Source organism: Paracidovorax sp. (genome assembly GCF_057642795.1).
The window spans coordinates 512,441-537,375 of sequence record NZ_JBXYZY010000021.1; the positions used below are offsets into that span (position 1 = coordinate 512,441).

Below are 24,935 nucleotides of genomic sequence, written 5' to 3' on the forward strand. Positions count from 1 at the left end.
GCGCTCAGCGGACCAGCGACACGCCGGTCTTGGCCTGCACGGCCTCGAAGCTCACGTCGGGTGCCAGTTCCACCAGCTTGAGGCCTTCGGGCGTGACGTCCATCACGGCCAGGTCCGTGATGATGCGGTCCACCACGCCCACGCCGGTCAGGGGCAGCGTGCAGGCGGGCAGGATCTTCAGGTCCTCGGTGCCGTCCTTCTTCTTCGCGACGTGCTCCATGAGCACGATCACACGCTTGACGCCGGCCACCAGGTCCATCGCGCCGCCCATGCCCTTGACCATCTTGCCGGGGATCATCCAGTTGGCGAGATCTCCCTTTTCGCTGACCTGCATGGCGCCGAGGATCGACAGATTGATCTTGCCGCCGCGGATCATGGCGAACGACTGGTCGCTGCCGAAGATGGACGAGCCGGGGATGGTCGTCACCGTCTGCTTGCCGGCGTTGATGAGGTCGGCATCCACCGCGTCTTCGGTCGGAAACGGGCCGATGCCCAGCATGCCGTTCTCGGACTGCAGCCACACTTCCTTGTCGCCCGTGTGATTGGCCACCAGGGTGGGAATGCCGATGCCGAGGTTCACGTAGAAGCCGTCTTCCAGTTCCTGCGCCGCACGTGCGGCCATCTGGTCTTGGGTCCAGGGCATGTCAGGCTCCTTCTTGTTTGTTGGCAGGCACCGCGGGGGCTTCCGCGGAGGCGGCGGCCTGGGCGATGACGGCCTGAGCCTCCACCTTCGCGGCCGCGACATCGACCGGCGCGGCAGCGCTCACGGTGCGTTTCTCGATACGCTTTTCAGGCGCCGGGTTATGGACGATGCGATGCACGTAGATGCCGGGCAGATGCACGTCGTCAGGCGCGATCTCGCCGATCTCTACGACCTCTTCCACCTCGACGATGCAGAGCTTGCCGGCCGTGGCCGCCGCCGGGTTGAAGTTGCGCGCCGTGAGGCGGAACTGCAGGTTGCCGGACTTGTCGGCCCGGTGCGCCTTGACGAGCGACACATCCGGCACCAGGGCGCGCTCCATCACATAGGTCTCACCGTCGAATTCGCGCAGCTCCTTGCCCTCGGCTACGATGGTGCCCACGCCGGTCTTGGTGAAGAAGGCCGGAATGCCCGCGCCGCCCGCACGCAGCTTCTCGGCCAGCGTGCCCTGGGGCGTGAATTCCAGTTCCAGTTCACCAGCGAGATACTGGCGCTCGAACTCCTTGTTCTCGCCCACGTAGGACGAGATCATCTTCTTGATCTGCCGCGTGCGCAGCAGCTTGCCCAGCCCGAAGTCATCGACGCCCGCGTTGTTGGAGATGACCGTGAGGTCCTTGACGCCGGAATCGCGCAAGGCGTCGATCAGCGCCTCCGGGATGCCGCACAGCCCGAAACCTCCGACGGCCAGCATCTGGCCATCGGCCACGACGCCCTTGAGCGCCGCGTCTGCCGAAGGAAATAGCTTGTTCACTGAAAGACTCCTCATCGAGACAGGATGGATGAACGCTACGATACTACGTACATTGCTACGTAGTTCTCCCTAAAGACTTTCATGGATACCGCCGATTACCGCCTCGCGTTCGACATGGCCCCGGTCGGGCTGGTCATCTCGCGCCATCGCACCATGGTGGACTGCAACCGCCATGTCTGCGAGATGTTCGGCGCCTCGCGCGAAGTGTTGATTGGCCAGTCTTTCCGCATTCTCTATCCCAGCGCCGACGAATACGAGCGCCTGGGCAAGCGCATGGAGCCCATCCTGAACGCCAGGGGCCACTACGCCGACAACCGCATCATGAAGCGCGCCAACGGCGAAGTGTTCTGGTGCCATGTATCGGGCCGCGCGATCAACCGCGAAGCACCGCACGAATCGGGCATCTGGAGCTTCGAGGACCTGAGCGCGCAGCGCCCGGTCAAGGCGGAGTTGACGGGTCGCGAGCGCGAAGTGGCCGCCCGCCTGCTGGACGGCATGACCTCCAAGGAGATCGGCCGGGCTCTGGAGATCAGCCACCGCACCGTGGAGATCTACCGCGCGCGGCTGATGCGCAAATACAGCGCCTCAACGGCGGGCGATCTGGTGCAGAAACTGCTGGCGGGCTGAGGCACCCGGGCGCGCGCGGTGCGCGCCGCCCCGGCTCAATGCAGCTTGAGCCGCCCCGAAACCCGCTTCTGCAGCAGCCGCGCCAGCGCCAGCACCACGGTCTTGCCCGTGCCCAGGATGGCGCGGTGGTGGTTCAGGTGGAGCGAGATATACATCCACTTGGCGATCAGCCCCTCGACAAAGAAGTTGCGCCCGCCCAGGCCGCCCATGAGGTTGCCCACGCCCTTGTTGTCGCCCAGCGAGACGAGAGAGCCGAAGTCCTTGTAGATGAAGGGCTCGGTCACTTCCTGCTCGCGCAGCAGCGCACCCAGCACGCTCGCCAGGTAGTCGGCCTGCTGGTGGGCAGCCTGGGCACGGGCCGGCACCGTCTTGCCGTCTTCCCATGGACAGGCGGCGCAGTCGCCCAGGGCCAGCACGTCGGGCGCCGAGGTGCGCAGGCGGTTGTCCACGACGAACTGATTGAGGCGATTCACTTCCAGCCCCAGGCGGGCGTTGCCGTCGGCGGCCTTGATGCCGGCGGCCCAGACGATAAGGTCGGCCGGAATATCGCCAGCGGGCGTGACCAGCGCACCACGCCGGATCTCGACCACGCGGGTGTTGGTCAGCACCTGCACCTGCTTGCGACGCAGGGCGACTTCGGCCTGGGCGGAAATCTTCTCGGGCAGGCCGCCCAGGATGCGGCCCCCGCCTTCGATCAGGGAGATGTCGAGCCGGAAGCGCTGGCTGCTGCCCAGGCTCTCCAGCAGCTCGGCATGGGCTTCGAGCAGTTCGGCGGACAGTTCCACGCCCGTGGCCCCAGCGCCGACGATGGCGATGGACAAAGCGCGGCTGTCGGAGAACGAGGCCCGCGCGCAGGCACCCAGCCAGTCGGCATGAAAACGCTGCGCATCGCGCACGTTCTCCAGCAGGTAGGCGTGTTCAATACCCGGCGTGCCGAAGGCATTGGAGCCGCTACCGATGGCCAGCACGAGCCGGGTGTAGCTCACCGTGCGGCGCGGCACCAGCAGCTCGCCTTCGGCGTTGCGGATCTCGCCCAGCTCGATGGTCTTGTGCGCCGTATCCAGCCCGACCAAGTCGCCGATGGCGAAGCCGAAATGGTTGCGCCGAGCCAGCACCGGGTAGGAGAGTCCTTCCTGATGTGCATCCAGCGTGCCTGCAGCCACTTCGTGCAGGGTGGGCTTCCAGATATGGAAGGGAGAACGGTCCACCAGAAGCACGCGCTCGCGGCCCTGCTTTGGGCCCAGCCGGCGCCCCAGGCGCGCGGCCAGTTCAAGCCCGCCAGCCCCGCCGCCCACAATCACGATGTCTGAATGCATACCTTTTCCCTCCCGTCTTTGCAATGCATCAAGTTTAGGGCTTACCCTGATTGCTTTCAGAAAAAAGAAAAACCCGCTCTCCCTTGCGGGAGGCGGGCTCATGCGGCAGGCGCCGCACCTTCCAGCCGGAAAGGCTGGCCAGCGGTGCGTGCATGCATGTATCAGGCGAGGTCGAAGCGGTCCAGATCCATCACCTTGGCCCACGCGGCCACGAAGTCTCGCACGAACTTCTGCTTGGCGTCCGCGCTGGCATAGACCTCCGCCACGGCACGCAGCACGGCGTTGGAGCCGAAGACCAGGTCAACACGCGTGCCCGTCCACTTCTTCTCGCCAGTCTTGCGGTCACGGCCTTCGAACACGTCGCCGACGGACTTCCACTCGGTGGACATATCCAGCAGATTGGCGAAGAAGTCATTCGTCAGCGCCCCGGGGGTGGCGGTGAAGACACCGTGCGCAGCGCCACCCACGTTGATGTTGATGGCACGCAGGCCGCCGACCAGCACCGTCATCTCGGGAGCCGTCAGGGTCAGCAGCTGGGCCTTGTCCAGCAGCAGCACCTCGGCCGGCACGCTGTAGCGGGCCTTGGTGTAGTTGCGGAAACCATCGGCCACCGGCTCCAGCACCGAGAACGATTCCACGTCGGTCTGGTCCTGGCGGGCATCGGCACGGCCCGGGTGGAACGGCACGGCGACCTCCACGCCAGCGGCCTTGGCGGCCTGTTCCACGCCAGCGGCGCCCGCCAGCACGATCAGGTCGGCCAGCGAGATGCGCTTGTCGCCGTCGGCGCCCTTGTTGAATTCGCGCTGGATGCCTTCGAGCACCTGCAGCACGCGGGCCAGCTGCTCGGGCTGGTTGACGGCCCAGTCCTTCTGCGGTGCCAGGCGGATGCGCGCACCGTTGGCGCCGCCACGCTTGTCGGAGCCGCGGAACGTGGAGGCCGAGGCCCAGGCCGTGCCGACCAGTTCCTGCACCGTGAGGCCGGAGGCCAGCACGCGCTCCTTGAGGACGGCCACGTCGGCAGCATCGATCAGATCATGGGTGACGGCCGGGATCGGGTCTTGCCAGACCAGTTCTTCCTTCGGCACTTCGGGGCCGAGGTAGCGGGCGCGCGGGCCCATGTCGCGGTGGGTCAGCTTGAACCAGGCGCGGGCGAAGGCTTCGGCGAAGGCCTGCGGGTTCTCCAGAAAACGGCGCGAGATCTTCTCGTAGGCTGGGTCAAAGCGCAGCGACAGATCGGTCGTGAGCATGGTCGGCACGCGCTTTTTCGAAAGATCATGCGCGTCGGGGATGGTCGCGGGAGCGTTCTTGGCTTGCCACTGGTGGGCGCCAGCCGGGCTCTTGGTCAGCTCCCATTCGAACTTGAACAGATTCTCGAAGAACTCGTTGCCCCACTGCGCGGGGGTGCTGGTCCAGGTGACTTCCAGGCCGCTGGTGATGGCGTCGCCCGCCTTGCCGGAGCCGAAGCTGCTGGCCCAGCCCAGGCCCTGCTGCTCCAGGCCTGCGGCTTCGGGCTCGGCGCCCACGTGGTCAGCCGGGCCGGCGCCGTGGGTCTTGCCGAAGGTGTGGCCTCCGGCGATCAGCGCGACGGTTTCCTCGTCGTTCATGGCCATGCGCGCGAAGGTCTCGCGGATGTCGTGCGCGGCGGCGACCGGGTCGGGGTTGCCTTCGGGGCCTTCGGGGTTCACGTAGATCAGGCCCATCTGCACGGCGGCCAGGGGGTTTTCGAGCACGCGATCCTTCTCATGGCCGTGCATGGCGGGTTCAGCCACCAGGGTGCCGTCGCCGGGCTTGCCCTTGCCGTAACGGCTATCGCCGCCCAGCCAGGTCTTTTCGCTGCCCCAGTACACGTCCTGATCGGGTTCCCAGGTGTCTTCACGGCCGCCAGCGAAGCCGAAGGTACGAAAGCCCATGGTTTCCAGCGCCACGTTCCCGGTCAGCACCAGCAGGTCGGCCCAGGAAATCTTCTGGCCATACTTCTGCTTGATGGGCCAAAGCAGGCGGCGCGACTTGTCAATGTTGACGTTGTCGGGCCAGCTGTTGAGGGGGGCGAAACGCTGCTGGCCGCGGCCGGCGCCGCCACGGCCGTCACCCGTGCGATACGTGCCGGCGGAATGCCAGGCCATGCGCACGAACTGCGGGCCGTAGTGGCCGAAGTCGGCGGGCCACCAGTCCTGCGAATCCGTCATCAGGGCGCGCAGGTCGCGCTTGAGGGCTTCGAAGTCGAGCTTCTTGAACTCTTCAGCGTAATTGAAGGTGCCGCCCAGCGGGTCGGACTTGGCCGAGTGCTGATTCAGCAGATCGACGCGCAACTGGTTGGGCCACCAGTCCTTGTTGATGGTGCCACCGTTGGCGGCTGCGGCGTGGAAGGGGCATTTGCTTGCTTCTTGCGTCATGGGGAGACTCCTCTGGCTGATGGGATGACCTGAATGCTAGAGAAGACACCTCCTGCCGCATAGCCAATAAATTGCATGCCGGAAATAGATTTTTCCAAAGCAGGGCATGCCGCACGGGGTGGATGCTCCCGGGCCGATGCGGGCCTTCCTGCGGCCGACTCGGTCAGGCTGACAGGCCGCCATGCAGAGGCAGTCCTGGCGCTTCAAGGGCCGTGCGCAGCACGCGGCCGTGCGTGGAGTCCGTCACATAGAGGGTGCGGCGGTCGGCACCGCCGAAGGCGAGGTTGGTGGTGGAACTGCCGGGGGCACCGCGCAGCATCAGTTCCGGCTCGGCCCGGCCGTTGAGCACCCACACCACGCCCAGGCCCGGGTTGGCGACCAGCACCCTGCCCTCCGCATCCACCGCCAGCCCGTCCGGGCCGCTTGGTCCGTAGGACGTGAAGAACTGGCTCACCTTCGCCACGCTGCCATCGGGCAGCAGCGGCACGCGCCAGACGCAGTTGCCGCGCGTGACGGCCAGGTACAGCACCCGGCCGTCGGGCGAGAGCGCAACGCCGTTGGGACTGGGCACGTTGTGCAGCAGCAGGTCGAGCTGGCCGTTGGGCCGCAGGCGATAGAGGCGTCCGGAAGGATCGTGCAGGCCGCTCTGCCCCTGGTCGGTGAAATACAGGTTGCCTTCCGCATCGAAGACCAGGTCGTTCACCCCCTTGAAGCGCTCGCTGTTGCGGCGCTGCAGGTACGGCGACACCAGGCCGGTGGCGACGTCCAGCCGCATCAGCCCGTTCTTGTAGTCGGTGATGAGCAGCGTGCCGGCATCGAGGAACTTCATGCCGTTGGGCTCACCGTCGTACTCGGCCACGAGACTCCAGGCACCCTGCGGATCGATGCGGAAGACACGGCCCCAGGGGATATCGCTCACGTAGAGGTTGCCGGCGCCGTCGAATACCGGGCCTTCGAGGAACGAGTCCGTGACCGTGCCGCCGCGGTTGGCGTCGGCCCAGTCGCTGCGCTCAGGGCGCCGCAGGGATGCGGGCATGGCCGTGAAGATGTCCAGCTCTCGGATCTGGGGAGCTTGCAGCAAGAACATGAAGACGGATTCCTTTCGTTGAAAACAGCGGTGCACCGCGGCAGCTTCGATTGCCCGCGCGGCCGAGCGGTCAGGCCGCGGTACCGAAACCGTAGAGCCGCGCCGGGTTGTCGACCAGGATGCGGTCCATGGCGGCGTCGGAGCCGGACCACGCCCGCAGCAGATCTACCAGCGCCGCATCGTCCACGGTGCCGGGCGCCTCGGTGGTATGCGGCCAGTCGCTGCCCCACACAAGCCGCTCGGGCGCGGCCTGTGCCAGCGCGCGCCCCAGAGACAGCGTATCCGCATAGCCGGGGCCGTGAACCGCAGACCGCATGTAGGCGCCCGAGAGCTTGACCCAGGTGTTGCCGTCGTCCAGCAACTCCCTCAGCACGCCGTAGGCCGCGCAGGCCGTGCCTTCGGCCGGGTCGATGCGCCCCAGGTGGTCTATGACCAGCGGCAGGGGCAATGTCCGCAGCAGGTGCGCCAGCGCCACGATCTGCTCCGGCTGGGCGAACACCTGGATGTGCCAGCCGGAGCAGTCCGGGTGGCCGGCCACCTGCCGCGCCAGGCGGGCCAGCATGTCGGGCGTGGTCTCGCCCCAGGACTGCGGCGAGACGAAGTTGACGCGCAGCCCGCGTACCCGCCGCGCCGCTAGGCGGGACAGTTCGGCGTCAGAGACGTCCTGCCCGACCACGGCCACGCCGCGCGCGCCGTCGCCCAACTGGTCCAGCGCGTCGAGGGTACAGGCGTTGTCGGTGCCGTAGGTGGACGGCGTGACCACCACCGCGCGCGACGTGCCCAGGCGCTGCTGCAGCCTGCGGTAGGCGGCTACCGGCGCGTCGGGCGGTACGCGCGGCCAGTGCGGCGAAGGCGCGAACCGCCGGTCGAAGATGTGCATGTGGCTGTCGCAGGCCAGCGCGGGCAGTGCGCGCGAGGGACGGTTCGTTCCCACCGAATGGGGCACGGACTCAGAGAGATCGGGAAGATTCATCGTGTCTCATGGGGTTCAGCCTGCGGCCCAGGCACTGGGCGCCGCCTCGTAGGATGAATGCACGCCAGCGCGAATGCCGTCACTGCTTGTCGATGCTCACCTTGGCGGCCACGGCCTCCCACAGCTGGCCATCAGTCTGGAGCTTGTCGCTGAACGCCTTGCCGCTCACCACGCGGGGCACAGCGCCCAGATCGTCGGCGAACGCCTGCACGTCGCTGCTGGCCATGGCCGAGGCGATCTCGCTGCGGAGCTTTTCCAGCACGGCCCCGGGCGTGCCCCGGGGAGCCCACAGCCCCGTGAAGTTGACAACCTTGTATCCGGGTACACCGGCCTGCGCGAAGGTGGGAACGTCGGGCAGCGCCTTCACGCGCTGGTCGCCGCTCACGGCCAGCAGCCGCACCTTGCCGCCACGCACCTGCCCCATCACGCCGGGGGTGGAGGCGATCTGGAAGTCGATGGTGCCGCTCAGCAGTGCCATCGTGGCCTCGCCCGCGCCCTTGAATGGCACGTGCGTGGCCTTCAATCCACTGGCGCCCTCGAGCGCCGCTGTGGCGAAGTGCGGCATGGTGCCAGGGCCGCCGGTGCCGTAGTTCAGCTTGCCGGGATGGGCTTGCGAATAAGCCACCATGTCCGCCAGTGTCTTGAATGGCGAGCCAGCCGGCACGACCACCGCGGTGGGAGCGAAGTTGAAGCCGGCCACGGGCACCAGGTCCTGGGCGTGGTCCCATGGCAACTTCCGGAAGACTTGCGGCAGGATCGAGTAGGTCGTGTCGTTGGCCATGAGCGTGTAGCCATCGGCGGGCGAACGTGCCACCTGCGCCGCACCGATGGTGCCGGTGGCGCCGGCCTTGTTCTCCACGAAAAAGCTCTGGCCGGTCTGCTCGGTGAGTTTCTGCGCGATGCGGCGCGTCACCTGATCCACGGCGCCGCCGGGTGGATAAGGCACCACGATCTTGACGGGCTTGTCGGGATAGGCCGTTTGCGCCTGCACGCTGCCGGCGATGCAGGCCAGCATGAGAGCGGTGCCCAGGGGGAATTGCATGCGGTTCATGGAATCTGTCTCCTTCTGTGTGTCATTCGGTGCGCGGGTCGGGTGCCGCGTGTTGCGGCCCGGGCGTGCGTCAATCCATGCGGATGCCGCTCGTGCGGATCACGCGCGCCCACTGCGCGGTTTCCGATTGAATGAACGCCTTGAACTCCTGCGCGCTGGACCCGACGCCCTGCACACCCAGTTCCACGAAGCGCTTCTTCATTTCGGGGCTAGCGACGATGGCGCGGGTTTCCGTCTCCAAGCGCTGCAGGATGGGCTGAGGCGTGGCCGCGGGCGCGAACAGGCCGTTCCACTCATTGACCTGGAAGCCCGGCAGACCGGACTCCGCCACCGTGGGCACCTGTTCCCAGCCCGGCGCGCGCTGGGCCGAAGTCACCGCCAGCGCTCGCAGCTTGCCGCTCTTGACGAACGGCCCGCTGGCCGTGGTGGCGCTGAACATCAGATCCACCTGTCCGCCGATCAGGTCGGTGAGCGCGGGCGCGCCGCCGCGGTAGGGAATGTGCGTCATCGACACGTGCGCGCCTTGCTTGAACAACTCGCCGGCCAAGTGCTGCGCGCCTCCGTTGCCGGCCGATGCATAGGTCAGTCGCCCCGGCTGCGCCTTGGCGGCCTGCACCACTTCGGCCACGGCCTTGAACGGCGAGGCGGCGGGCACCACCATCAGCAGCGGCGCCTGCATGACGAGCGAGATGGGAGCGAAGTCCTTGGCCGTGTCGTAAGGCAGCTTGGCGAACAGGCTGGGGTTGACCGTGAAGGCCGTGGCATCCAGCAGCAACGTATAGCCGTCGGGCTGCGCCTTGGCGACGGCGGCAGCGCCGATGGTGCCGCTGCCGCCGGGGCGGTTGTCCACCACCACCTGCTGGCCGAGGCGTTCGGACAACTGCGTGGCCAGCAGGCGAGCCGTGTTGTCGGCATTGCCCCCTGCCGGATACGGTACGACAAGCTTGATGGGTTTGTCGGGCCAGGTGCCTTGCGGCTGGGCCTGCACCGCCTTCGGGCTGGCGGCGCCGATTACCAAAGTGACGGCAGCCAGCGCTTGTACGGCGAGCGCTGCAGGCCATCTCGGATGGGATGTTGAATGCATGGATGTCTCCGGTCCAGGGCTGCGCAAGGCCGCCTCTTCGTGTTCTCGTTCTGCTCGGGGGCCGGACAGAGGACCGGCCCCGGATCGGGCACGCACTTGCAGCGCGCCCTGCTGTACTGCCTGTCTTTCGCCGGTCAACCCGCCAGGGCCGAAGCGCGCTCCAGCACTGCCAGCAGGTTCTTCGCCGCGCCTACGCCCATGTTCACGTAGGCATCGCTGGTCACGCCCCCGATGTGCGGGGAGAGGACGAAATGCTTCTCGCCCTGGAACGGGTGGCCGGCCGTCATCGGCTCCACGGCGAAGCTGTCCAGGCCCGCCGCCATCACATGGCGGGACCGCACGGCTTCCAGCAGCGCCGCCTCGTCGATCAAGCCGCCGCGCGCGGTGTTCACCACGATCACGCCGCGCTTGCACTGCGCCAGCGTGGCGGCGTTCAGAATGCCGCGGTTTTCGTCGGTCAGCGGGCAGTGCAGCGAAATCGCGTCCGACTCGCGCCAGATCGCGTCAAGCGCCACGCTCTGCACATAGTCCGGCAGGTTCTTCGCGAACGGGTCGAAGCCGATCACGCGCATGCCGAGCGCATCGGCCATCTTGGCGAAGCGCAGGCCGATGGCGCCCAAGCCCACCAGGCCCACCGTGCGGCCGCCCAGTTCCAGGCTCTTGTGCGTGGCCTTGTCCCAGTGGCCGTCATGCATGCGCGCATCCAGCTCCACCACCGACTTGGCGCAGGCCAGCAGCAGCGCCAGCGCCTGCTCGGCGACCGCAGCGGCGTTGGCGCCTACGGCGGCCACCACCTCGATGCCGCGCGCTTTCGCCGCGACCTTGTCGATGGTGTCGGTGCCGCTGCCGTGCTTGGAGATCACCTTGAGCGACGGCGCCGCGTCCATCACGGCCGCGCCCACCTTGCCGTAGCGCACGATCATGGCTACCGGGTCATGCTGGCGGCACAGCGCAACGAGGTCGTCCTCGGTGGGCGTCTTGCCGGCATAGACGATCTCGAAACCCTCGAGCAGATCCAGGGCCTGTTGCGCCAGGTCGGCACCGGTGATGACGATGGTACGGGCGCTCACAGCGTTTCCCCTTCCTTGAGCACGCCGGCGGCGCGCAGTGCGGCCGGCAGCCACTTCGACGCCGTGTCGCCGCGGGCGATGGCCTCGATGCGTGCGGCCTCGTCGGCCACCTTCTTGTCGGCCAGGGCCATCATGGCGGGGGCCTTGGCGCGCTCGATCACGACCACGCCGTCGGCGTCGCCCACCACCAGGTCGCCCGGGTTCACCACGGCGCCGCCGGCGGAGATGGGGTGATTGATGCGGCCGGGCACGAACTTGGTGGGCCCGGCGGGGTTGAAGCCCGCGCTGAACACCGGGAAGTCGAGCTCCAGGATTTCCAGCTTGTCGCGGATCGCGCCATCCACGATCACGCCGGCCAGGCCGCGCTTCTTGCAGGCGCTGAGCATCAGCGTGCCCATCAGCGCGGCGGTCTGGTCGCCCTTGCCGTCGATCACCAGCACGTCGCCCGGCTGGGCCAGTGCCATGGCAGCATGGATCATGAGGTTGTCGCCGGGGCGCACCTCGACGGTGAAGGCGGGGCCGGCGACCTTCATGTCCTGATGGACGGGAGACACGCGGGCATGCATAGTGCCGCGGCGGCCGGCCACGTCGGCCAGGATGGCGGCCTGGTAGGTCGAGGCACGGGCGACGACGTCCGCGGCCACGCGGTCGATGTCACGGATGATTTCGGGAAGTTGGCTCATGGTGATCTTCGCTGGGTTGAGAAAAAGGGAATGGACAGCGCGCGCTATTCCGCCTTGATGTTTCCGTCCTTGATGACCTTGGCCCACTTGGCCGAGTCGGCCTTCTGCAGCTCGCCCAACTGCTGGGGCGTGCCGCCGACGAGCGTCACGCCCAGCTTGTCGGCCAGGGCCGCCACGGCCGGGTCGTTGAGGGCCTTGTTGATCTCCTGGTTCAGGCGCTGGACCACGGGCGCAGGTGTCTTGGCGGGGGCGAAAACGGCCTGCCACTGCTCGACGACGAAGTCCTTCATGCCGAGCTCGCCCATGGTGGACACGGCGGGCAACGCCTTGAGCCGCTGTGCCGAGGTGACGGCCAGCGCGCGCAGCTTGGGGGCCTGCACATGGGGCAGCGCCGCGGCCACCGGGGCGAACATGAATTGCACCTGGCCGGCCAGCGTGTCCTGCAGGGCGGGCGTGTCGCCCTTGTAGGGCACATGGATGAAGCGTGCGCCGGTCTGCTGCTGCAGCAATTCGCCCTGCATCTGCAGGATGGTGCCGTTGCCGCCGGATGCGTAGGCCAACTGCCCGGGCTGCGCCTTGGCCGCTGCCACGAGGTCGGCCACGGTCTTGAAGGGCTGTTCCGCGCCCACCACCAGGATGTGCGGGATGGTGCCGATGGTCACCACCGGCTCGAAACCGGCGATGGGGTCGTAAGGCAGTTTGCCCATGAGGTGCGGCGCGATGGCCTGCGGGCCGATCGAGGTGCCGAGCAGCGTGGTGCCATCGGGCGCGGCCTTGGCCACGAAGGCGGCGCCGATGGTGCCGGTGGCGCCGGCCCGGTTGTCAACGATTACGGTGGTGCCCAGGGCCGCCCCCAGGCGCTGGGCCACGGTGCGGCCCAGCACATCAGTGCTGCCGCCGGGCGGGTACGGGACGACCCAGGTGATGGTCCTGCCCCCAGGCCAGTCAGACTGCGCGAGCACGGGAGCTGCCGCCAGAGAGCCCAGCAGCAGCGCGCCTGCCGAAGCGATCAGGCCGCGCCGGCCGATGCCGGGGGCTGCGGATCCGGGCGTCGATGGATGCAGGGGGTTGGTCATGGCTTGTCTCTCTTTCTGCTTGTATGAAATGGAATTCAGGACGTGCCCGGCACGGGTGCGAAGCCGTAGAGCGCGGCCGGGTTGTCCACCAGCACGCGCTGCAGCGTGGCGGCGGCATCGCCGGTCTGGCGCACCCAGTCGGCCAAGCGGTCCACCTGCAGCGCGTCGTCGGGCAGCGGCTGCACGCCCGCCGTGGCCGTGGCGTGGGGCCAGTCGCTGCCCCAGAGCACGCGATCCGGCGCCGCGCGCAGGTAGCCGGCAGCCAGCACGTCCAGCGCCGGGTCGTCCACCGCGTGCCGCTCGCTCACGATGTAGCCGCCGGACAGCTTGATCCACGCGCGCCGGTCCTGCAGCAGCTCCAGCAGCAGCGCATGGGCGGGATGACGGCCGGCGAGCGCAGGCGGTATGCGGCCGAAATGGTCGAACACCAGCGGCACGGGCAACTGGCTAAGCACTTCCGCCTGTTCCCACAACAGGTCCGGTGCCATCAGCAATTGCAGGTGCCAGCCGAGCGGCGCGATGCGCTGGGTCAGCGGCAGGATCGAATCCACCGAGCCCGCCACGCCCAGCGACAGGTTGAGCCGCACGCCGCGCACGCCGGCCTCGTGCAGTCGCAGCAGTTCGGCATCGCTTTCGTGGCCGCCGATCACTGCCACGCCGCGCGCCTCCACGCCCAGCGCTGCCAGCCCTTCGAGCAGGCAGCGGTTGTCGGTGCCGTAGGTGGATGGCGTGACCAGCACCACGCGCGAGGTGCCGATGCGCTGCTGCAGCGCCCGCAGGTCATCCACGCCCGCGTCCGGCGGCCGCAGACGGGCTGCGCGGTCGGCCGGGAAGCGGCCGTCGTAGAGGTGGACATGGCCGTCGCAGGCGCCCCCCGGCAGCGCCGTGCGCGGCGCGGCCGTGCCGGCGGAAAAGCGCACAGGCGTGGGGGGACGGTCGTCGCAGTCCATGACGGGCGTCGTCATACGTCAGGGCGCAGGTCTGGCCGCCGGATCAGTCCAGGCTGGCGCCGGATTCCTTGACGATCCGGGCCCAGCGGGGCACCTCGGCCTTGAGCAGCGCGCTGAACTTCTCCGGCGTTCCGCCCAGCACCTCGCCGCCTTCGGAACGAAGCTTCTCGACCACGTCAGGTTGGGCCAGCGCCTGGTTGATGGCCTGGTTGAGCGTCTGCACGATGGGCGCGGGCGTGCCGGCCGGGGCCAGGATGCCGTACCAGGAAGCGGCCTCGAAATTCTTGTAACCGGACTCGGCCAGCGTGGGCGTGTCTGGCAGCTGGGCCGAGCGCTTGAGCGAGGTGATGGCGATGGCCTTGAGCTTGCCGTTGCGCACTTGGCCCAGCAGCGTGGGCACGGCGGACATGTACAAGTCGATCTGCCCGCCCACCAGGTCGGTCATGGCCTGCGAGGCGCCCTTGTAGGGCACGTGGCGCAGCTTGATGCCGGCGGCCTTCTCGGCCAGCTCGCCGGCCAGGTGGGCCACCGTGCCGTTGCCGGAATACCCCAGCGTGAGGGCATCGGGCTTGCCCTTGGCTGCGGCCACCACGTCGGCGAAGGTCTTGAAGGGCGTGTTGGCGGGAGCTGCCATCACGATGGGCGCGGACGACACCAGCGCCACGGGCACCAGGTCCTTGAGCGGGTCGTAAGGCAGCTTGGCGTAGAGCGACGGGTTGATGGCCAGGTTGCTGGTCTGGCCCATCACCAGCGTGTAGCCGTCCGGCGCGGACTTGGCAGCCGCATCCACGCCCAGGTTGCCCCCGGCGCCAGGGCGGTTGTCCACGACCACGTTCCACTTGTGCTGCTCGGTCAGCTTCTGCGCGACCGCCCGGGCGAGCATGTCCGTGCCGCCGCCGGGCGGGAACGGAACGATGAGGCGGATGGGCTTAGCGGGATAGGCCGTCTGCGCATGGGCGGCACTGGCAGCGAAACCCCAGCCTCCCAGCCCCAGCAGGACGATGCACAGGTGGGCGCCCAGGATGCGGCGGCGCAGCGAAATAGCGTGTTGCATGGTTTGTCTCCGTGTTGTCGAACTGCCCAGCCTTGTTCCAGGCATTGGGCGCGACTCTAAGGAAACGTTTCAACCCATACAATGCAGTTGCGCACAGCGAAACACATTCCACCATGAGCAACCACCCATCCAAGCCCTCATCCAGCGTCCTGTCCGCTTCCGCCGATGAGAAGGGCGCCAAAGCCGCGGACGGCGGCGTGATCGCCGTGACCCGCGCGCTGCAGCTGCTGGACGCCTTCGGCCTCGGCGAATCGCACCTGCCGCTGGCCGAACTCAGCCGGCGCTGCGGCCTGCACAAGACCACCGTGCTGCGGCTGGCGCGCACGCTGGCGCAGTCGGGCTATCTGGTGCAGCGTGAAGACGGCGACTGGCGGCTGGGCCCGGCCACCGGCTGGCTGGGAGCCCGCTACCAGGCCGGCTTCGACGTGCAGAACGTCATGGAGCCGGAGCTGCGCGAGCTGACACGGCTCACCGGCGAAAGCGCGGCCTTCTACGTGCGCGAGGGCGACCTGCGCACCTGCATCGTGCGGGTGGAAGGCCCGCACGCATTGCGCCACCACGCCCGCATGGGCGAAGGCCTGCCGCTCGACAAGGGCTCACCGGGGCGCGTCATCCTCGCGTTCTCGGGGGAGCCCGGCACGCAGTACGAGGCCATCCGGCAGCGTGGCTACCACTGGTCGATCAGCGAGCGCGAACAGGGCGTGGCCACGGTGTCGGCACCCGTCTTCGGCATGCACTGGCGGCTGATGGGGTCGGTGTGCATCTCGGGGCCGGCCTCCCGCCTCACGGAGACACGCCTGCAGGCGCTGGCACAGACCGTGGTCGCCACCGCCACGCGGCTTTCCTACGCGCTGGCCGGCAGCGCCGCGAACCCGGCCACGTCGGCCACGCGGGCGAGCCACTGGCATCCCTGAGAGCGTGTTCACGATATCCCGGAGGGCCCCGGCCGCCACGCGTGCTACCGTTGCCGCAGGCCCGCCAGGGCTTGCCACGACGACCACGACACGACCGGAGACGCCCGCCCATGAGCCGCTACCCCTTCCCCGCCCTGAACGCCCTGCCGGACGACATCCGCGCACGCATCATCGAAGTGCAGGACAAGGCCGGCTTCATCCCCAACGTGTTCCTGGCCTTCGCGCGGCGGCCTGTCGAGTGGCGCGCCTTCTTCGCATACCACGACGCGCTGATGCTCAAGGAGGAAGGCGCACTGACCAAAGGCGACCGCGAGATGATCGTCACCGCCACGAGTGCGGCCAACCAGTGCCTCTACTGCGTGGTGGCGCACGGGGCGCTGCTGCGCCTCTATGAGAAGAAGCCCTTTGTGGCCGACCAGGTGGCGGTGAACCACCGCAAGGCCGACATCACCCCGCGCCAGCGCGCCATGCTGGACTTCGCGATGAAGGTCTGCCAGCGCAGCCACGAGATCGACGACGCAGACTTCGAGGCCCTGCACGCCCACGGCTTCGACGACGAGGACGCCTGGGACATCGCCGCGATCACGGCCTTCTTCGGCCTCTCCAACCGCATGGCGAGCTTCGCGTGCATGGCTCCGAACCCGGAGTTCTATCTCATGGGCCGCGTGCCGCGCGAGAAGAAGGCCGAGAAGACCCGCTGATCCGGCTGCGCCGCCACTGCGGTACAGCCGCCGAGCATTTGCTATTCAAAAGATAGCTTAAGGCGCTTGATCTACCCGGACCGCAAGCCATTTTCACTTGCGGCCTGCTGGCGCCCCGTCGGCCATGGGCTGCCGCTCGATCAGCCGGAACCCCAGCTTGCACGCCGAGCGCTCGGGCACCGGCCCCGGGCAGCGCTGCACGATGTGCTGCGCGGCCAACCGGGCCATTTCCGGCCGAATCAGTCAGTACGCTATGGTTTGAATAGCACATAGTGCTTGATTCGCAAGGGCTGCAGGCCGTTTCATGCCTCATCACGCCGCCACCGGGGGCGCATCGCCATCGGCGCGCAGCAAGCCCCAGACCATGCGCGCCAGTTCCTCCTCGAACACCGGCGTGCCCAGGAGCGGCGAATTCTCCAGCGCGGCGCTGCGGATGGCGCCCATCACCGCGCGCGTGGCCACGAACATCATGGCCGGCGTGGGCAGGCGCACCGAGGCGTTGCCGCCCTCCTCCACGAGCCGCGACAGCGCCAGCGCGTTGCGCTCGGCCCCTTCGCGCAGCGCGGCCGTGATGCGGTCGTGATGGTCGATGCGCCAGCCCAGGCGCACCATCTGCCGCCCGGCCAGCGAACGCCCGGTGCCGAAGGCGGACACCAGCAGGCCCACCATGTCGCGCAGCACCGCACGCACCTCGCGCCGCTCGGCCACGGCCGCATCCAGCAGCTGCTGGATCTCCTGCTGCACGCGGTTGCGCTCGCGCTCCACCATGGCCAGCAGGATGGCCTCCTTCGACGGGAAGTACTGGTAGAGCGTGCCGATGGAAAAGCCGGCCACCTCGGCGATGCGGTTGGTGGTCACGGCGGCCTCGCCCTGCTGCTCCACGATCTGAGCAGTGGCGCCGAAAATCGTCTCGATGGTCTGCAGCGCGCGCTCCTGCGTGGGCTGGCGGCGCAGGGCGGACCTGGGTTTCGGGGCGTCGGTCTTCTTCATGGGCGGGCCTCTGAAAACATGAGCTTTAGGCGAGTAGCGGGCGGCGCCGCAAATCTGAATAATGCTCATAAACGGACCGGGTCGCAAGACGGCGCCGACCCGCACCAGGAGACCGCCATGAACGCAAGCACCGCAACCGCCCGCAGCGCCGATCAGGACATCAAGGCCGACGCCCGCCGCGCCAGCCCGCTGCCCATCCGCAAGCTGGCCGTGCACCTCGAAAATGGCTTCGGCCGCCACTGGCACGGCGGCAAGGCCTTCCACACGCAGTTCTTCAACGCGCTGTCGATGAGCTTTCCGGTGGGCGAGCAGTTCTTCATCGACTCGGTGCGCAACGCCATGCCGCTGCTGCCGCAAGGCCCCGAGCACGCCGCGCTGCGCGAGGAATTGCACGAGCAGATGCGCGGCTTCGTCGGGCAGGAGGCCACGCACCGCCACATCCACGGGCTCTACAACGCGCAGCTGGAAAAGCAGGGCCTGGTCAACCGCTGGCAGCACTGGGCGCGGGACCGCATCGCCCTGCTGGAGAAGAAGGCGCCGCACCCGCTGCATGCGCTGGCCGCCACCTGCGCCTACGAGCACTTCACCGCGCTGCTGGCCGACGGCACGCTGCGCCACAGCCGCTGGCTGGAGGGCGCCGAGCCGGAGATGCAGTTGCTCTGGCGCTGGCATGCCGCCGAGGAGACCGAGCACCGCTCGGTGGCCTTCGCGCTCTACCAGGCCGCCGGCGGCACCCCGCGCTGGCGGGTGCGCTGGTTTCTCATCGTGTGCCTGAACTTCGCCCACGATTCGCTGCGCCAAACGGTGCTGAACCTGCACCGCGACGGCATGCTCTGGCGCCCTTCGACCTGGCTGCAGGCGCTGGATCTGTTCTGGGGCCGCGACGGAGTGGTCTGGCGCACCCTGCCCGCCATGCTGCGCTACCTGCGGCACGACTTCCATCCCGACCACGAAACCCAGTCGCCGGGCGCGGCCGAACTGGCGCAAGACTGGCTGGCCGCGCACGCCGGGCGGTTCCGGGTCGTACGCTGAGGCAGCAGCAAAGCGCCGCACCCGCCATCGCGGGAGCGGTCAACAGCCAACGGCCAACGGTCAGCGGTGTGCCTTGATGGAAGCCAGAATGCCCAGCGTGAACAGCACGCTGGCCGCCCACTGGGTCGCCGTGGGCCAGCGGCCCTCCCAGGCGAAGGAATAGACCAGCGCGAACAGCGTCTCGCTCACGATCAGCTGGCCGCAGAGGCTGGCCGACAGGCGCTGGCTGGCGATGCTCCAGAGAATGGTCGCAAGCCAGCTGGAGCCGATGCCGATCGCCACACAGACCAGCACGAAGCCGCCGAAGCCCGGCCGCTGCGCCAGTTCATGCAGCGGGCTGCCCAGCGCCAGCCACAGCAGCAGCCCGCCCACGCCCGTGGCGATGCCCAGCCAGTTGGCCCAGTCGGCTGCACTCACCTCCGTATGGCGCTTGAGCCAGGCCGCGTTCAGCAGCGCGAACGCCGTCCAGCACACCAGCGCCACCAGCGCCAGCAACACGCCCCGCCCGTAAGCGGCCGCTGCCTCGCCGCCGCCGGCCTGCGGCACCCCGGCCATCAGCGCCAGGCCCGCCACCGTCAGCAGCAGGCCGGGCAGCAAGGCGCGCCAGCGCAGCCCCTGCGGCTTGCCCAGCAGCATCACCCAGAGCGGAATCGTGCCGATGATGAGCGCCGGCATCGCCGTGCCCGCATGCCGGATGGCGAGTGCCAGGAGCAGGTAGTAGCCCGTGAAGCCCAGCACCGACAGCCAGAGCGCCGCGCCCGCCTGCCGCAGCGTGGGCCGCAGCGGCTTGCCGCGCAGGCCCCAGAGCAACATGCCCAGTGCCATGGCGCCATAGGCGATGAACCGGCCGGCCGCCAGGTCAGTCGCCGCGAATCCCTGCGCCATGTGCGGCGCGACGAACACCAGCCCCCAGAGCGCGCCTGCGGCGAGCCCTGCCAGGATGCCGGCGAGCATCAGAGCGCGAAGCCGTCGTCGGCCGCGATGACCGCGCCGTTGACGAAATGGCTCTGGTCGCTGGCCAGCATGACGATCAGGGCATCCAGGTCGTGCGGCTCGCCCAGGCGCTTGCGCGGCAGCATGTCCACCAGCTTGCGGCCCTGATCGGTCTGCCAGTGGTGCTGGTTCAGGTCGGTGGCGATGTAGCCGGGGCAGATGGCGTTCACGTTGATGCCGTAGCGGCCCCATTCGAGCGCCATGGCGCGCGTCATGTGCAGCACGGCGGCCTTGCTCATGCTGTAGGCGCCGATCTGCGGGATCACCTTCAGCCCGGCCATGGAGGCGATGTTGATGATGCGCCCGCCCGTGAAGCTGCCCGGCGCCGCCCCGCGTGAGCGCGCCAGCATGCGGCGGCCCACCTCCTGCGCGACGAAGAAGGCGCCGCGGGCGTTGGTGGCGAAGACGTAGTCGAAGTCCTCGGGCGTCACGTCCTCGATGCGCTGCGAGGTGGACACGCCCGAGTTGTTGACCAGGATGTCGATGGAGCCCATCTCGGTCTCGGCATGGGCCACGGCGGCGCGGATGGAGTCGTGGTCGGTCACGTCGAGCGCCACCACGTGCGCGTCGCCGCCCTCGCCCTCGATGCGGGCGCGCAGTTCCTTCAACTTCTCCAGATCCCGGCTGGCCAGCACCACGCCGGCGCCGGCGCGGGCCAGGGTGCGCGCGGCCTGTGCCCCCAGGCCGCTGGATGCGCCGGTCACCAGGGCCACGCGGCCGGACAGGTCGATGCTGTAAGCCATATTCGGTATCCCCCTCGAAAAAAGAACGATCGTTCGATTGTTACGCTTCAATGCATACAATCAGCGCAGATCCAGGCGCGGCCTGGATGAACCCTCGCTGCCCCTCGACGATTATCAAATCACCAAGAGACAACCCATGACGAAAGACGAAATCCTCAGCACGTACGGCCCGCGCGAAGCCATGGAATACGACGTGGTCGTGGTCGGCGGCGGCCCCGGCGGGCTGGCCACCGCCATTCGCCTGAAGCAGCTGGCCGCCGAAAAGGGGCAGGAGCTGTCGGTCGTGGTGCTGGAAAAAGGCTCCGAGCCCGGCGCGCACATCCTCTCCGGCGCCATCATGGACCCGAAAGCGCTGACCGAGCTGATTCCCGACTGGAAAGAGCGCGGCGCGCCGCTGAACCAGCCCGTGACCGACGACGCCATGATCTTCCTGGGCGAGAAGTCGTCCTGGCGCACGCCCAACTTCCTGCTGCCGCAGTGCTTCCAGAACCACGGCAACTACATCGTCAGCCTGGGCAACGTGGTGCGCTGGCTGGCCGCGCAGGCCGAAGAGCTGGGCGTGGAGATCTTCCCGGGATTCCCCGCGGCCGAAGTGCTCTACAACGAGGACGGCTCCGTCAAGGGCGTGGCCACCGGCAACATGGGCGTGGGCAAGGACGGCGAGCCCACCGCCGACTTCCAGCTCGGCATGGAGCTGCACGCCAAGTACACGATCTTCGCCGAAGGCGCGCGCGGCCACCTGGGCAAGCAGCTCATCGCCCGCTACAAGCTCGACGAAGGGCGCGACCCGCAGACCTACGGCATCGGCGTGAAGGAACTCTGGGAGATCGACCCCAAGCGCCATCAGCCCGGCTTCGTGATGCACACCGCCGGCTGGCCCATGGACGCCGACACCTACGGCGGCGCCTTCCTCTACCACGCCGAGGACAACAAGGTCACGCTGGGCTTCATCACCGGACTGGACTATTCCAACCCCTACCTGAGCCCCTTCGAGGAATTCCAGCGCTGGAAGACCCACCCCAACATCCGCTACTACCTGGAAGGCGACGAGGCCCAGGGCATCAAGCCGGCCAAGCGCATCGGCTACGGCGCGCGCGCGATCACGGCTGGCGGCCTGCTGTCGCTGCCCAAGTTCGTATTCCCCGGCGGCGCGCTGGTGGGCTGCGACGCGGGCTTCCTGAACGTGAGCCGCATCAAGGGCAGCCATGCCGCCATCAAGACCGGCATGCTGGCTGCCGAGGCCGCCTACGACGCCATCCAGGGCGGCCGCCAGCACGACGAACTGAGCGCCTACCCTGAAGCCTTCGAGAAGAGCTGGCTCTACGCCGAGCTGAACAAGGCGCGCAACTTCAAGGCCTGGTTCAAGAAGGGCCTGGTCACGGCCACGCTGATGAACGGCATCGAACAGTTCGTGCTCAAAGGCAACATCCCCTGGACGCTGCACCGCGACAAGCCCGACCACGCCTACCTGAAGCCCGCGGCCGAGTGCAAGCCCCTCGTCTATCCCAAGCCCGACGGCAAGCTCACCTTCGACCGGCTCTCCAGCGTGTTCATCAGCAACACCAACCATGCCGAGAACCAGCCCGCCCACCTGACGCTCAAGGACGCCAGCGTGCCGGTGGACATCAACCTCGCCAAGTACGCCGGCCCCGAGGCCCGCTACTGCCCGGCGGGCGTGTATGAATTCGTGCCCGACGAAGCCCAGGGCGGCGCGGCCCAGCGCCTGCAGATCAACGCGCAGAACTGCGTGCACTGCAAGACCTGCGACATCAAGGACCCGACGCAGAACATCGTCTGGGTCACGCCTGAAGGCGGCGGCGGCCCGAACTACTCCGGCATGTAAGGCGACAATAGCCCCTGCCGCAACGCTACTGAAAAGATAGCTGCTGGCGCACGTAGTACCTGCGCCGGTGGCTTCTTTTGCCATGCAGTCACGGCGCCTCTCCCCTGACCCCGAAAGCAGACAGACACCATGAAGCAATCGTCCTGGGCGCCCCTCGGCGCCATCGTCCTGGCCCTGGCGGCCGCCGCTCCGCTGGCACAGGCCCAGCAGAAGTCCGTGGCCGTGACCGCCATCGTCGAACACCCGGCGCTGGACGCCATCCGCGACGGCGTGAAGGCCAGCCTGGCCGCCGCGGGCTACGAAGAGGGCAAGACGCTCAAGTGGCAGTACCAGAGCGCCCAGGGCAATACCGGCACGGCCGCCCAGATCGCACGCAAGTTCGTGGGCGACCAGCCCGACGCCATCGTCGCCATCGCCACGCCCTCGGCCCAGGCCGTGGTCGCCGCCACCAAGACGGTGCCGGTGATCTTCTCGGCCGTGACCGATCCGGTCGCGGCGAAGCTGGTCAAGAACTGGGAGCCCAGCAAGACCAACGTGACGGGCGTGTCCGACCTGCTGGCGCTGGACAAGCAGATGGACCTGGTCAAGCAGGTCGTGCCCAATGCCAAGCGCGTGGGCGTGGTCTACAACCCCGGCGAGGCGAACTCCGCCGTGGTGGTCAAGGAACTCAAGGCCCTGCTGCCCAAGATGGGCATGACGCTGGTCGAGGCCGCCGCGCCTCGCTCCGTCGATGTGGGCAGCGCCGCACGCAGCCTGATCAGCAAGGTCGACGTGATCTACACCAGCACCGACAACAACGTAGTCTCGGCCTATGAATCGCTGGTCAAGGTCGGCCAGGAAGCCAAGCTGCCCCTGATCGCGGCCGATGCCGACAGCGTCAAGCGCGGCGCCATCGCCTCGTTCGGCATCAACTACCGCGACCTGGGCGAGCAGACCGGCCGCATGGTGGTGCGCGTGCTCAAGGGCGAAAAGCCCGGCGACATCAAGCCCGAGATCAGCACCAAGCTGGAGCTGACGGTGAACCCCGGCGCCGCTGAAAAGCAGGGCGTGAAGCTCTCCGACGCGTTCATCAAGTCCGCCGCCCATATCGTGAAGTAAGGTTCACGGTTCCGCTTTCGGCACGTGCCGCAAGCACTCCCATGACCGCAGGAGCTTCGGCTCCTGCTTTGCTTTTGCAAGGCCCTCTGCCATGTCCCTCTTCTCCCTGCTCGGCGCCGTCGAGATCGGGCTGATCTTCAGTCTGGTCGCGCTGGGCGTCTTCATCTCGTTCCGGCTGCTGCGCTTTCCCGACCTGACGGTGGACGGCAGCTTCCCGCTGGGCGGTGCGGTCTGCGCAGTGCTCATCTCCACGGGCACCAACCCCTACGTCGCCACGCTCGCGGCCACGGCGGCGGGCGCGGGCGCGGGCCTCATCACCGGCTGGCTCAACGTCAAGCTCAAGATCATGGATCTGCTGGCCAGCATCCTGATGATGATCGCGCTGTATTCGATCAACCTGCGCATCATGGGCGGCCCCAACGTGCCGCTCATCAACGACCCGACGCTCTTCACCCTGCTGCAGCCCGAGGGCATGGCCGACTACGTCGCCCGCCCCGCCCTGCTGCTGGTGATCGTGATCATCGCCAAGCTCGCCATGGACTGGTTCTTCGCCACCGAGCGGGGCCTGGCCATCCGCGCCACCGGCTCCAACGCCCGCATGGCCCGCGCCCAGGGCGTGAACACCGGCGCCATGGTGCTGCTGGGCATGGCCGTGTCGAACGCGCTCGTCGCCCTGGCCGGCGCCCTCTTCGCACAGACGCAGGGTGGCGCGGACATCTCCATGGGCATCGGCACCATCGTGATCGGCCTGGCCGCCGTGATCGTGGGCGAGAGCATCCTGCCCTCGCGCCGGCTGGTGTGGGCGACGCTTGCCGTCATCATCGGCGCCATCGTCTATCGCTTCTTCATCGCGCTGGCGCTCAACAGCGACTTCATCGGCCTGAAGGCGCAGGACCTGAACCTGGTCACGGCCGTGCTGGTGACGGTGGCGCTCGTCATTCCGCAGATCAAGCGCAAGCTGGCCTCGAAGCAGCGCTGAAAGGGATCACATCATGCTGAGCGCACAAGACCTGCACATCACCTTCAACCCCGGCACGCCCATCGAGACGCGCGCGCTGCGCGGCATGTCGCTGGACATCCCGGCCGGGCAGTTCGTCACCGTCATCGGCTCCAACGGGGCCGGCAAATCCACCTTCCTGAACGCCATCTCGGGCGACCTGTCGGTGGACACGGGCCGCATCGCCATCGACGGCGAAGACGTGACCCGCCAGCCCGTCTGGGCGCGCGCAAAGCGCGTGGCGCGCGTCTTCCAGGACCCGATGGCCGGCACCTGCGAGGACCTGACCATCGAAGAGAACATGGCCCTCGCCCAGCAGCGCGGCACGCTGCGCGGCCTGCGCGGCGCGGTGAAGACGCAGCAGCGCGAGACCTTCCGCGAACGCCTCGCCACACTGGGCCTGGGTCTGGAGAACCGCCTGACCGACCGCATCGGCCTGCTCTCGGGCGGCCAGCGCCAGGCCGTCAGCCTGCTGATGGCGGCGCTGCAGCCCTCGCGCATCCTGCTGCTGGACGAGCACACCGCCGCGCTCGACCCGCGCACGGCCGACTTCGTGCTGCAGCTCACCGCCCGCATCGTGGCCGAGAACCAGCTCACCACCATGATGGTCACGCACAGCATGCGCCAGGCGCTGGACGTGGGCCAGCGCACGGTGATGCTGCACCAGGGCCAGGTGGTGCTCGATGTGGCCGGCGAGGAACGCAGCCGCCTGGACGTGCCCGACCTGCTGCAGATGTTCGAGAAGGTGCGCGGCGAAAAACTGGCGGACGACGCGCTGCTGCTGGGCTGAAGGCGCACGCGACAGGGGT

At 68.1% G+C, this 24,935-nt stretch carries 25 protein-coding genes; 8 read left to right on the forward strand and 17 right to left on the reverse strand.

Annotated features, from left to right (window positions below):
* Positions 1-4 precede the first annotated feature (4 nt).
* Positions 5-643, reverse strand: coding sequence for a 3-oxoacid CoA-transferase subunit B (locus AC3A84_RS09195; protein ID WP_487969277.1), 639 nt, complete (start codon positions 641-643; stop codon positions 5-7).
* 1 nt (position 644) lies between these two features.
* Positions 645-1,451 (reverse strand): CoA transferase subunit A, encoded by an 807-nt coding sequence (locus AC3A84_RS09200; RefSeq protein WP_487969278.1) that lies wholly within the window; start codon positions 1,449-1,451, stop codon positions 645-647.
* Between the two features lie 81 nt (positions 1,452-1,532).
* On the opposite strand from AC3A84_RS09200, the gene AC3A84_RS09205 reads away from it, so the two are divergent.
* Positions 1,533-2,078, forward strand: a complete 546-nt coding sequence (locus tag AC3A84_RS09205; protein ID WP_092940084.1) for a PAS and helix-turn-helix domain-containing protein — start codon at positions 1,533-1,535, stop codon at positions 2,076-2,078.
* Positions 2,079-2,113: 35 nt separating this feature from the next.
* Here AC3A84_RS09205 and AC3A84_RS09210 read toward each other — a convergent pair whose 3' ends face one another.
* From AC3A84_RS09210 to AC3A84_RS09260, 11 genes are all read right to left on the reverse strand, one after another.
* Complete coding sequence (locus AC3A84_RS09210) at positions 2,114-3,394, reverse strand: NAD(P)/FAD-dependent oxidoreductase (RefSeq protein WP_487969279.1); 1,281 nt, start codon at positions 3,392-3,394, stop codon at positions 2,114-2,116.
* 161 nt (positions 3,395-3,555) lie between these two features.
* Complete coding sequence (gene katG / locus AC3A84_RS09215; RefSeq protein ID WP_487969281.1) at positions 3,556-5,787, reverse strand: catalase/peroxidase HPI; 2,232 nt, start codon at positions 5,785-5,787, stop codon at positions 3,556-3,558.
* Positions 5,788-5,950: 163 nt separating this feature from the next.
* Entirely contained in the window at positions 5,951-6,874 is a 924-nt protein-coding gene (locus tag AC3A84_RS09220; RefSeq protein ID WP_487969282.1) for an SMP-30/gluconolactonase/LRE family protein, read from the reverse strand.
* A 70-nt stretch (positions 6,875-6,944) separates the two neighbouring features.
* A complete protein-coding gene (locus tag AC3A84_RS09225) occupies positions 6,945-7,847 on the reverse strand; it encodes an amidohydrolase family protein (protein WP_487969283.1) in 903 nt (300 codons plus the stop codon).
* 79 nt (positions 7,848-7,926) lie between these two features.
* On the reverse strand, positions 7,927-8,898 hold the full coding sequence (locus AC3A84_RS09230; protein WP_487969284.1) for a Bug family tripartite tricarboxylate transporter substrate binding protein: 972 nt from the start codon (positions 8,896-8,898) through the stop codon (positions 7,927-7,929).
* Between the two features lie 70 nt (positions 8,899-8,968).
* A complete protein-coding gene (locus AC3A84_RS09235; protein WP_487969285.1) occupies positions 8,969-9,982 on the reverse strand; it encodes a tripartite tricarboxylate transporter substrate binding protein in 1,014 nt (337 codons plus the stop codon).
* Between the two features lie 134 nt (positions 9,983-10,116).
* The gene (locus AC3A84_RS09240) at positions 10,117-11,052 is read right to left on the reverse strand and encodes an NAD(P)-dependent oxidoreductase (protein WP_487969286.1); all 936 of its coding nucleotides are present in this window, start codon (positions 11,050-11,052) and stop codon (positions 10,117-10,119) included.
* Positions 11,049-11,735, reverse strand: a complete 687-nt coding sequence (locus AC3A84_RS09245) for an RraA family protein (RefSeq protein ID WP_487969287.1) — start codon at positions 11,733-11,735, stop codon at positions 11,049-11,051. Before AC3A84_RS09245 ends, AC3A84_RS09240 begins: the two co-directional genes overlap by 4 nt.
* A 44-nt stretch (positions 11,736-11,779) precedes the next feature.
* Positions 11,780-12,811 (reverse strand): Bug family tripartite tricarboxylate transporter substrate binding protein, encoded by a 1,032-nt coding sequence (locus AC3A84_RS09250; protein ID WP_487969288.1) that lies wholly within the window; start codon positions 12,809-12,811, stop codon positions 11,780-11,782.
* A 35-nt stretch (positions 12,812-12,846) separates the two neighbouring features.
* On the reverse strand, positions 12,847-13,761 hold the full coding sequence (locus AC3A84_RS09255) for an amidohydrolase family protein (protein ID WP_487969344.1): 915 nt from the start codon (positions 13,759-13,761) through the stop codon (positions 12,847-12,849).
* A 43-nt stretch (positions 13,762-13,804) separates the two neighbouring features.
* On the reverse strand, positions 13,805-14,815 hold the full coding sequence (locus tag AC3A84_RS09260; protein WP_487969289.1) for a tripartite tricarboxylate transporter substrate binding protein: 1,011 nt from the start codon (positions 14,813-14,815) through the stop codon (positions 13,805-13,807).
* 113 nt (positions 14,816-14,928) lie between these two features.
* On the opposite strand from AC3A84_RS09260, the gene AC3A84_RS09265 reads away from it, so the two are divergent.
* Complete coding sequence (locus tag AC3A84_RS09265) at positions 14,929-15,729, forward strand: IclR family transcriptional regulator (protein WP_487969290.1); 801 nt, start codon at positions 14,929-14,931, stop codon at positions 15,727-15,729.
* Between the two features lie 110 nt (positions 15,730-15,839).
* Positions 15,840-16,430: a peroxidase-related enzyme gene (locus AC3A84_RS09270; protein ID WP_487969291.1), complete on the forward strand. Its 591-nt coding sequence runs from the start codon at positions 15,840-15,842 to the stop codon at positions 16,428-16,430.
* Between the two features lie 93 nt (positions 16,431-16,523).
* Here AC3A84_RS09270 and AC3A84_RS09275 read toward each other — a convergent pair whose 3' ends face one another.
* The gene (locus AC3A84_RS09275) at positions 16,524-16,658 is read right to left on the reverse strand and encodes a hypothetical protein (RefSeq protein ID WP_487969292.1); all 135 of its coding nucleotides are present in this window, start codon (positions 16,656-16,658) and stop codon (positions 16,524-16,526) included.
* Between the two features lie 84 nt (positions 16,659-16,742).
* Complete coding sequence (locus AC3A84_RS09280; RefSeq protein ID WP_487969293.1) at positions 16,743-17,420, reverse strand: TetR/AcrR family transcriptional regulator; 678 nt, start codon at positions 17,418-17,420, stop codon at positions 16,743-16,745.
* A 117-nt stretch (positions 17,421-17,537) separates the two neighbouring features.
* Between AC3A84_RS09280 and AC3A84_RS09285 the strand changes: the two genes are divergently transcribed.
* Positions 17,538-18,452 (forward strand): metal-dependent hydrolase, encoded by a 915-nt coding sequence (locus tag AC3A84_RS09285; RefSeq protein ID WP_487969294.1) that lies wholly within the window; start codon positions 17,538-17,540, stop codon positions 18,450-18,452.
* A 60-nt stretch (positions 18,453-18,512) separates the two neighbouring features.
* Here the strand turns inward: AC3A84_RS09285 and AC3A84_RS09290 are convergent, their stop codons facing one another.
* Together AC3A84_RS09290 and AC3A84_RS09295 are read right to left on the reverse strand one after the other, a co-directional pair.
* Positions 18,513-19,406: a DMT family transporter gene (locus AC3A84_RS09290; protein ID WP_487969295.1), complete on the reverse strand. Its 894-nt coding sequence runs from the start codon at positions 19,404-19,406 to the stop codon at positions 18,513-18,515.
* Positions 19,406-20,188, reverse strand: a complete 783-nt coding sequence (locus AC3A84_RS09295; protein WP_092940074.1) for an SDR family oxidoreductase — start codon at positions 20,186-20,188, stop codon at positions 19,406-19,408. Before AC3A84_RS09295 ends, AC3A84_RS09290 begins: the two co-directional genes overlap by 1 nt.
* A 136-nt stretch (positions 20,189-20,324) precedes the next feature.
* On the opposite strand from AC3A84_RS09295, the gene AC3A84_RS09300 reads away from it, so the two are divergent.
* The 4 genes from AC3A84_RS09300 to AC3A84_RS09315 all read left to right on the forward strand — a co-directional run bounded on the left by AC3A84_RS09300 (position 20,325) and on the right by AC3A84_RS09315 (position 24,916).
* Entirely contained in the window at positions 20,325-22,031 is a 1,707-nt protein-coding gene (locus AC3A84_RS09300) for an electron transfer flavoprotein-ubiquinone oxidoreductase (RefSeq protein WP_487969296.1), read from the forward strand.
* Between the two features lie 129 nt (positions 22,032-22,160).
* On the forward strand, positions 22,161-23,129 hold the full coding sequence (locus AC3A84_RS09305) for an ABC transporter substrate-binding protein (RefSeq protein ID WP_487969297.1): 969 nt from the start codon (positions 22,161-22,163) through the stop codon (positions 23,127-23,129).
* A 91-nt stretch (positions 23,130-23,220) separates the two neighbouring features.
* Positions 23,221-24,108, forward strand: coding sequence for an ABC transporter permease (locus AC3A84_RS09310; protein ID WP_487969298.1), 888 nt, complete (start codon positions 23,221-23,223; stop codon positions 24,106-24,108).
* Between the two features lie 13 nt (positions 24,109-24,121).
* Positions 24,122-24,916: an ABC transporter ATP-binding protein gene (locus AC3A84_RS09315; RefSeq protein WP_487969299.1), complete on the forward strand. Its 795-nt coding sequence runs from the start codon at positions 24,122-24,124 to the stop codon at positions 24,914-24,916.
* The last annotated feature ends 19 nt before the right edge of the window (positions 24,917-24,935 follow it).

What these genes read in the sequence shown, in the direction of transcription:
- AC3A84_RS09195 (WP_487969277.1), bottom strand. Translation starts at nt 643, where the DNA reads ATGCCCTGGACCCAAGACCAGATGGCCGCACGTGCGGCGCAGGAACTG.
- AC3A84_RS09205 (WP_092940084.1), top strand. Translation starts at nt 1,533, where the DNA reads ATGGATACCGCCGATTACCGCCTCGCGTTCGACATGGCCCCGGTCGGG.
- AC3A84_RS09210 (WP_487969279.1), bottom strand. Translation starts at nt 3,394, where the DNA reads ATGCATTCAGACATCGTGATTGTGGGCGGCGGGGCTGGCGGGCTTGAA.
- katG (WP_487969281.1), bottom strand. Translation starts at nt 5,787, where the DNA reads ATGACGCAAGAAGCAAGCAAATGCCCCTTCCACGCCGCAGCCGCCAAC.
- AC3A84_RS09220 (WP_487969282.1), bottom strand. Translation starts at nt 6,874, where the DNA reads ATGTTCTTGCTGCAAGCTCCCCAGATCCGAGAGCTGGACATCTTCACG.
- AC3A84_RS09225 (WP_487969283.1), bottom strand. Translation starts at nt 7,847, where the DNA reads ATGAATCTTCCCGATCTCTCTGAGTCCGTGCCCCATTCGGTGGGAACG.
- AC3A84_RS09230 (WP_487969284.1), bottom strand. Translation starts at nt 8,898, where the DNA reads ATGAACCGCATGCAATTCCCCCTGGGCACCGCTCTCATGCTGGCCTGC.
- AC3A84_RS09235 (WP_487969285.1), bottom strand. Translation starts at nt 9,982, where the DNA reads ATGCATTCAACATCCCATCCGAGATGGCCTGCAGCGCTCGCCGTACAA.
- AC3A84_RS09245 (WP_487969287.1), bottom strand. Translation starts at nt 11,735, where the DNA reads ATGAGCCAACTTCCCGAAATCATCCGTGACATCGACCGCGTGGCCGCG.
- AC3A84_RS09250 (WP_487969288.1), bottom strand. Translation starts at nt 12,811, where the DNA reads ATGACCAACCCCCTGCATCCATCGACGCCCGGATCCGCAGCCCCCGGC.
- AC3A84_RS09255 (WP_487969344.1), bottom strand. Translation starts at nt 13,761, where the DNA reads ATGGACTGCGACGACCGTCCCCCCACGCCTGTGCGCTTTTCCGCCGGC.
- AC3A84_RS09260 (WP_487969289.1), bottom strand. Translation starts at nt 14,815, where the DNA reads ATGCAACACGCTATTTCGCTGCGCCGCCGCATCCTGGGCGCCCACCTG.
- AC3A84_RS09265 (WP_487969290.1), top strand. Translation starts at nt 14,929, where the DNA reads ATGAGCAACCACCCATCCAAGCCCTCATCCAGCGTCCTGTCCGCTTCC.
- AC3A84_RS09270 (WP_487969291.1), top strand. Translation starts at nt 15,840, where the DNA reads ATGAGCCGCTACCCCTTCCCCGCCCTGAACGCCCTGCCGGACGACATC.
- AC3A84_RS09275 (WP_487969292.1), bottom strand. Translation starts at nt 16,658, where the DNA reads ATGGCCCGGTTGGCCGCGCAGCACATCGTGCAGCGCTGCCCGGGGCCG.
- AC3A84_RS09280 (WP_487969293.1), bottom strand. Translation starts at nt 17,420, where the DNA reads ATGAAGAAGACCGACGCCCCGAAACCCAGGTCCGCCCTGCGCCGCCAG.
- AC3A84_RS09285 (WP_487969294.1), top strand. Translation starts at nt 17,538, where the DNA reads ATGAACGCAAGCACCGCAACCGCCCGCAGCGCCGATCAGGACATCAAG.
- AC3A84_RS09290 (WP_487969295.1), bottom strand. Translation starts at nt 19,406, where the DNA reads ATGCTCGCCGGCATCCTGGCAGGGCTCGCCGCAGGCGCGCTCTGGGGG.
- AC3A84_RS09295 (WP_092940074.1), bottom strand. Translation starts at nt 20,188, where the DNA reads ATGGCTTACAGCATCGACCTGTCCGGCCGCGTGGCCCTGGTGACCGGC.
- AC3A84_RS09300 (WP_487969296.1), top strand. Translation starts at nt 20,325, where the DNA reads ATGACGAAAGACGAAATCCTCAGCACGTACGGCCCGCGCGAAGCCATG.
- AC3A84_RS09305 (WP_487969297.1), top strand. Translation starts at nt 22,161, where the DNA reads ATGAAGCAATCGTCCTGGGCGCCCCTCGGCGCCATCGTCCTGGCCCTG.
- AC3A84_RS09310 (WP_487969298.1), top strand. Translation starts at nt 23,221, where the DNA reads ATGTCCCTCTTCTCCCTGCTCGGCGCCGTCGAGATCGGGCTGATCTTC.
- AC3A84_RS09315 (WP_487969299.1), top strand. Translation starts at nt 24,122, where the DNA reads ATGCTGAGCGCACAAGACCTGCACATCACCTTCAACCCCGGCACGCCC.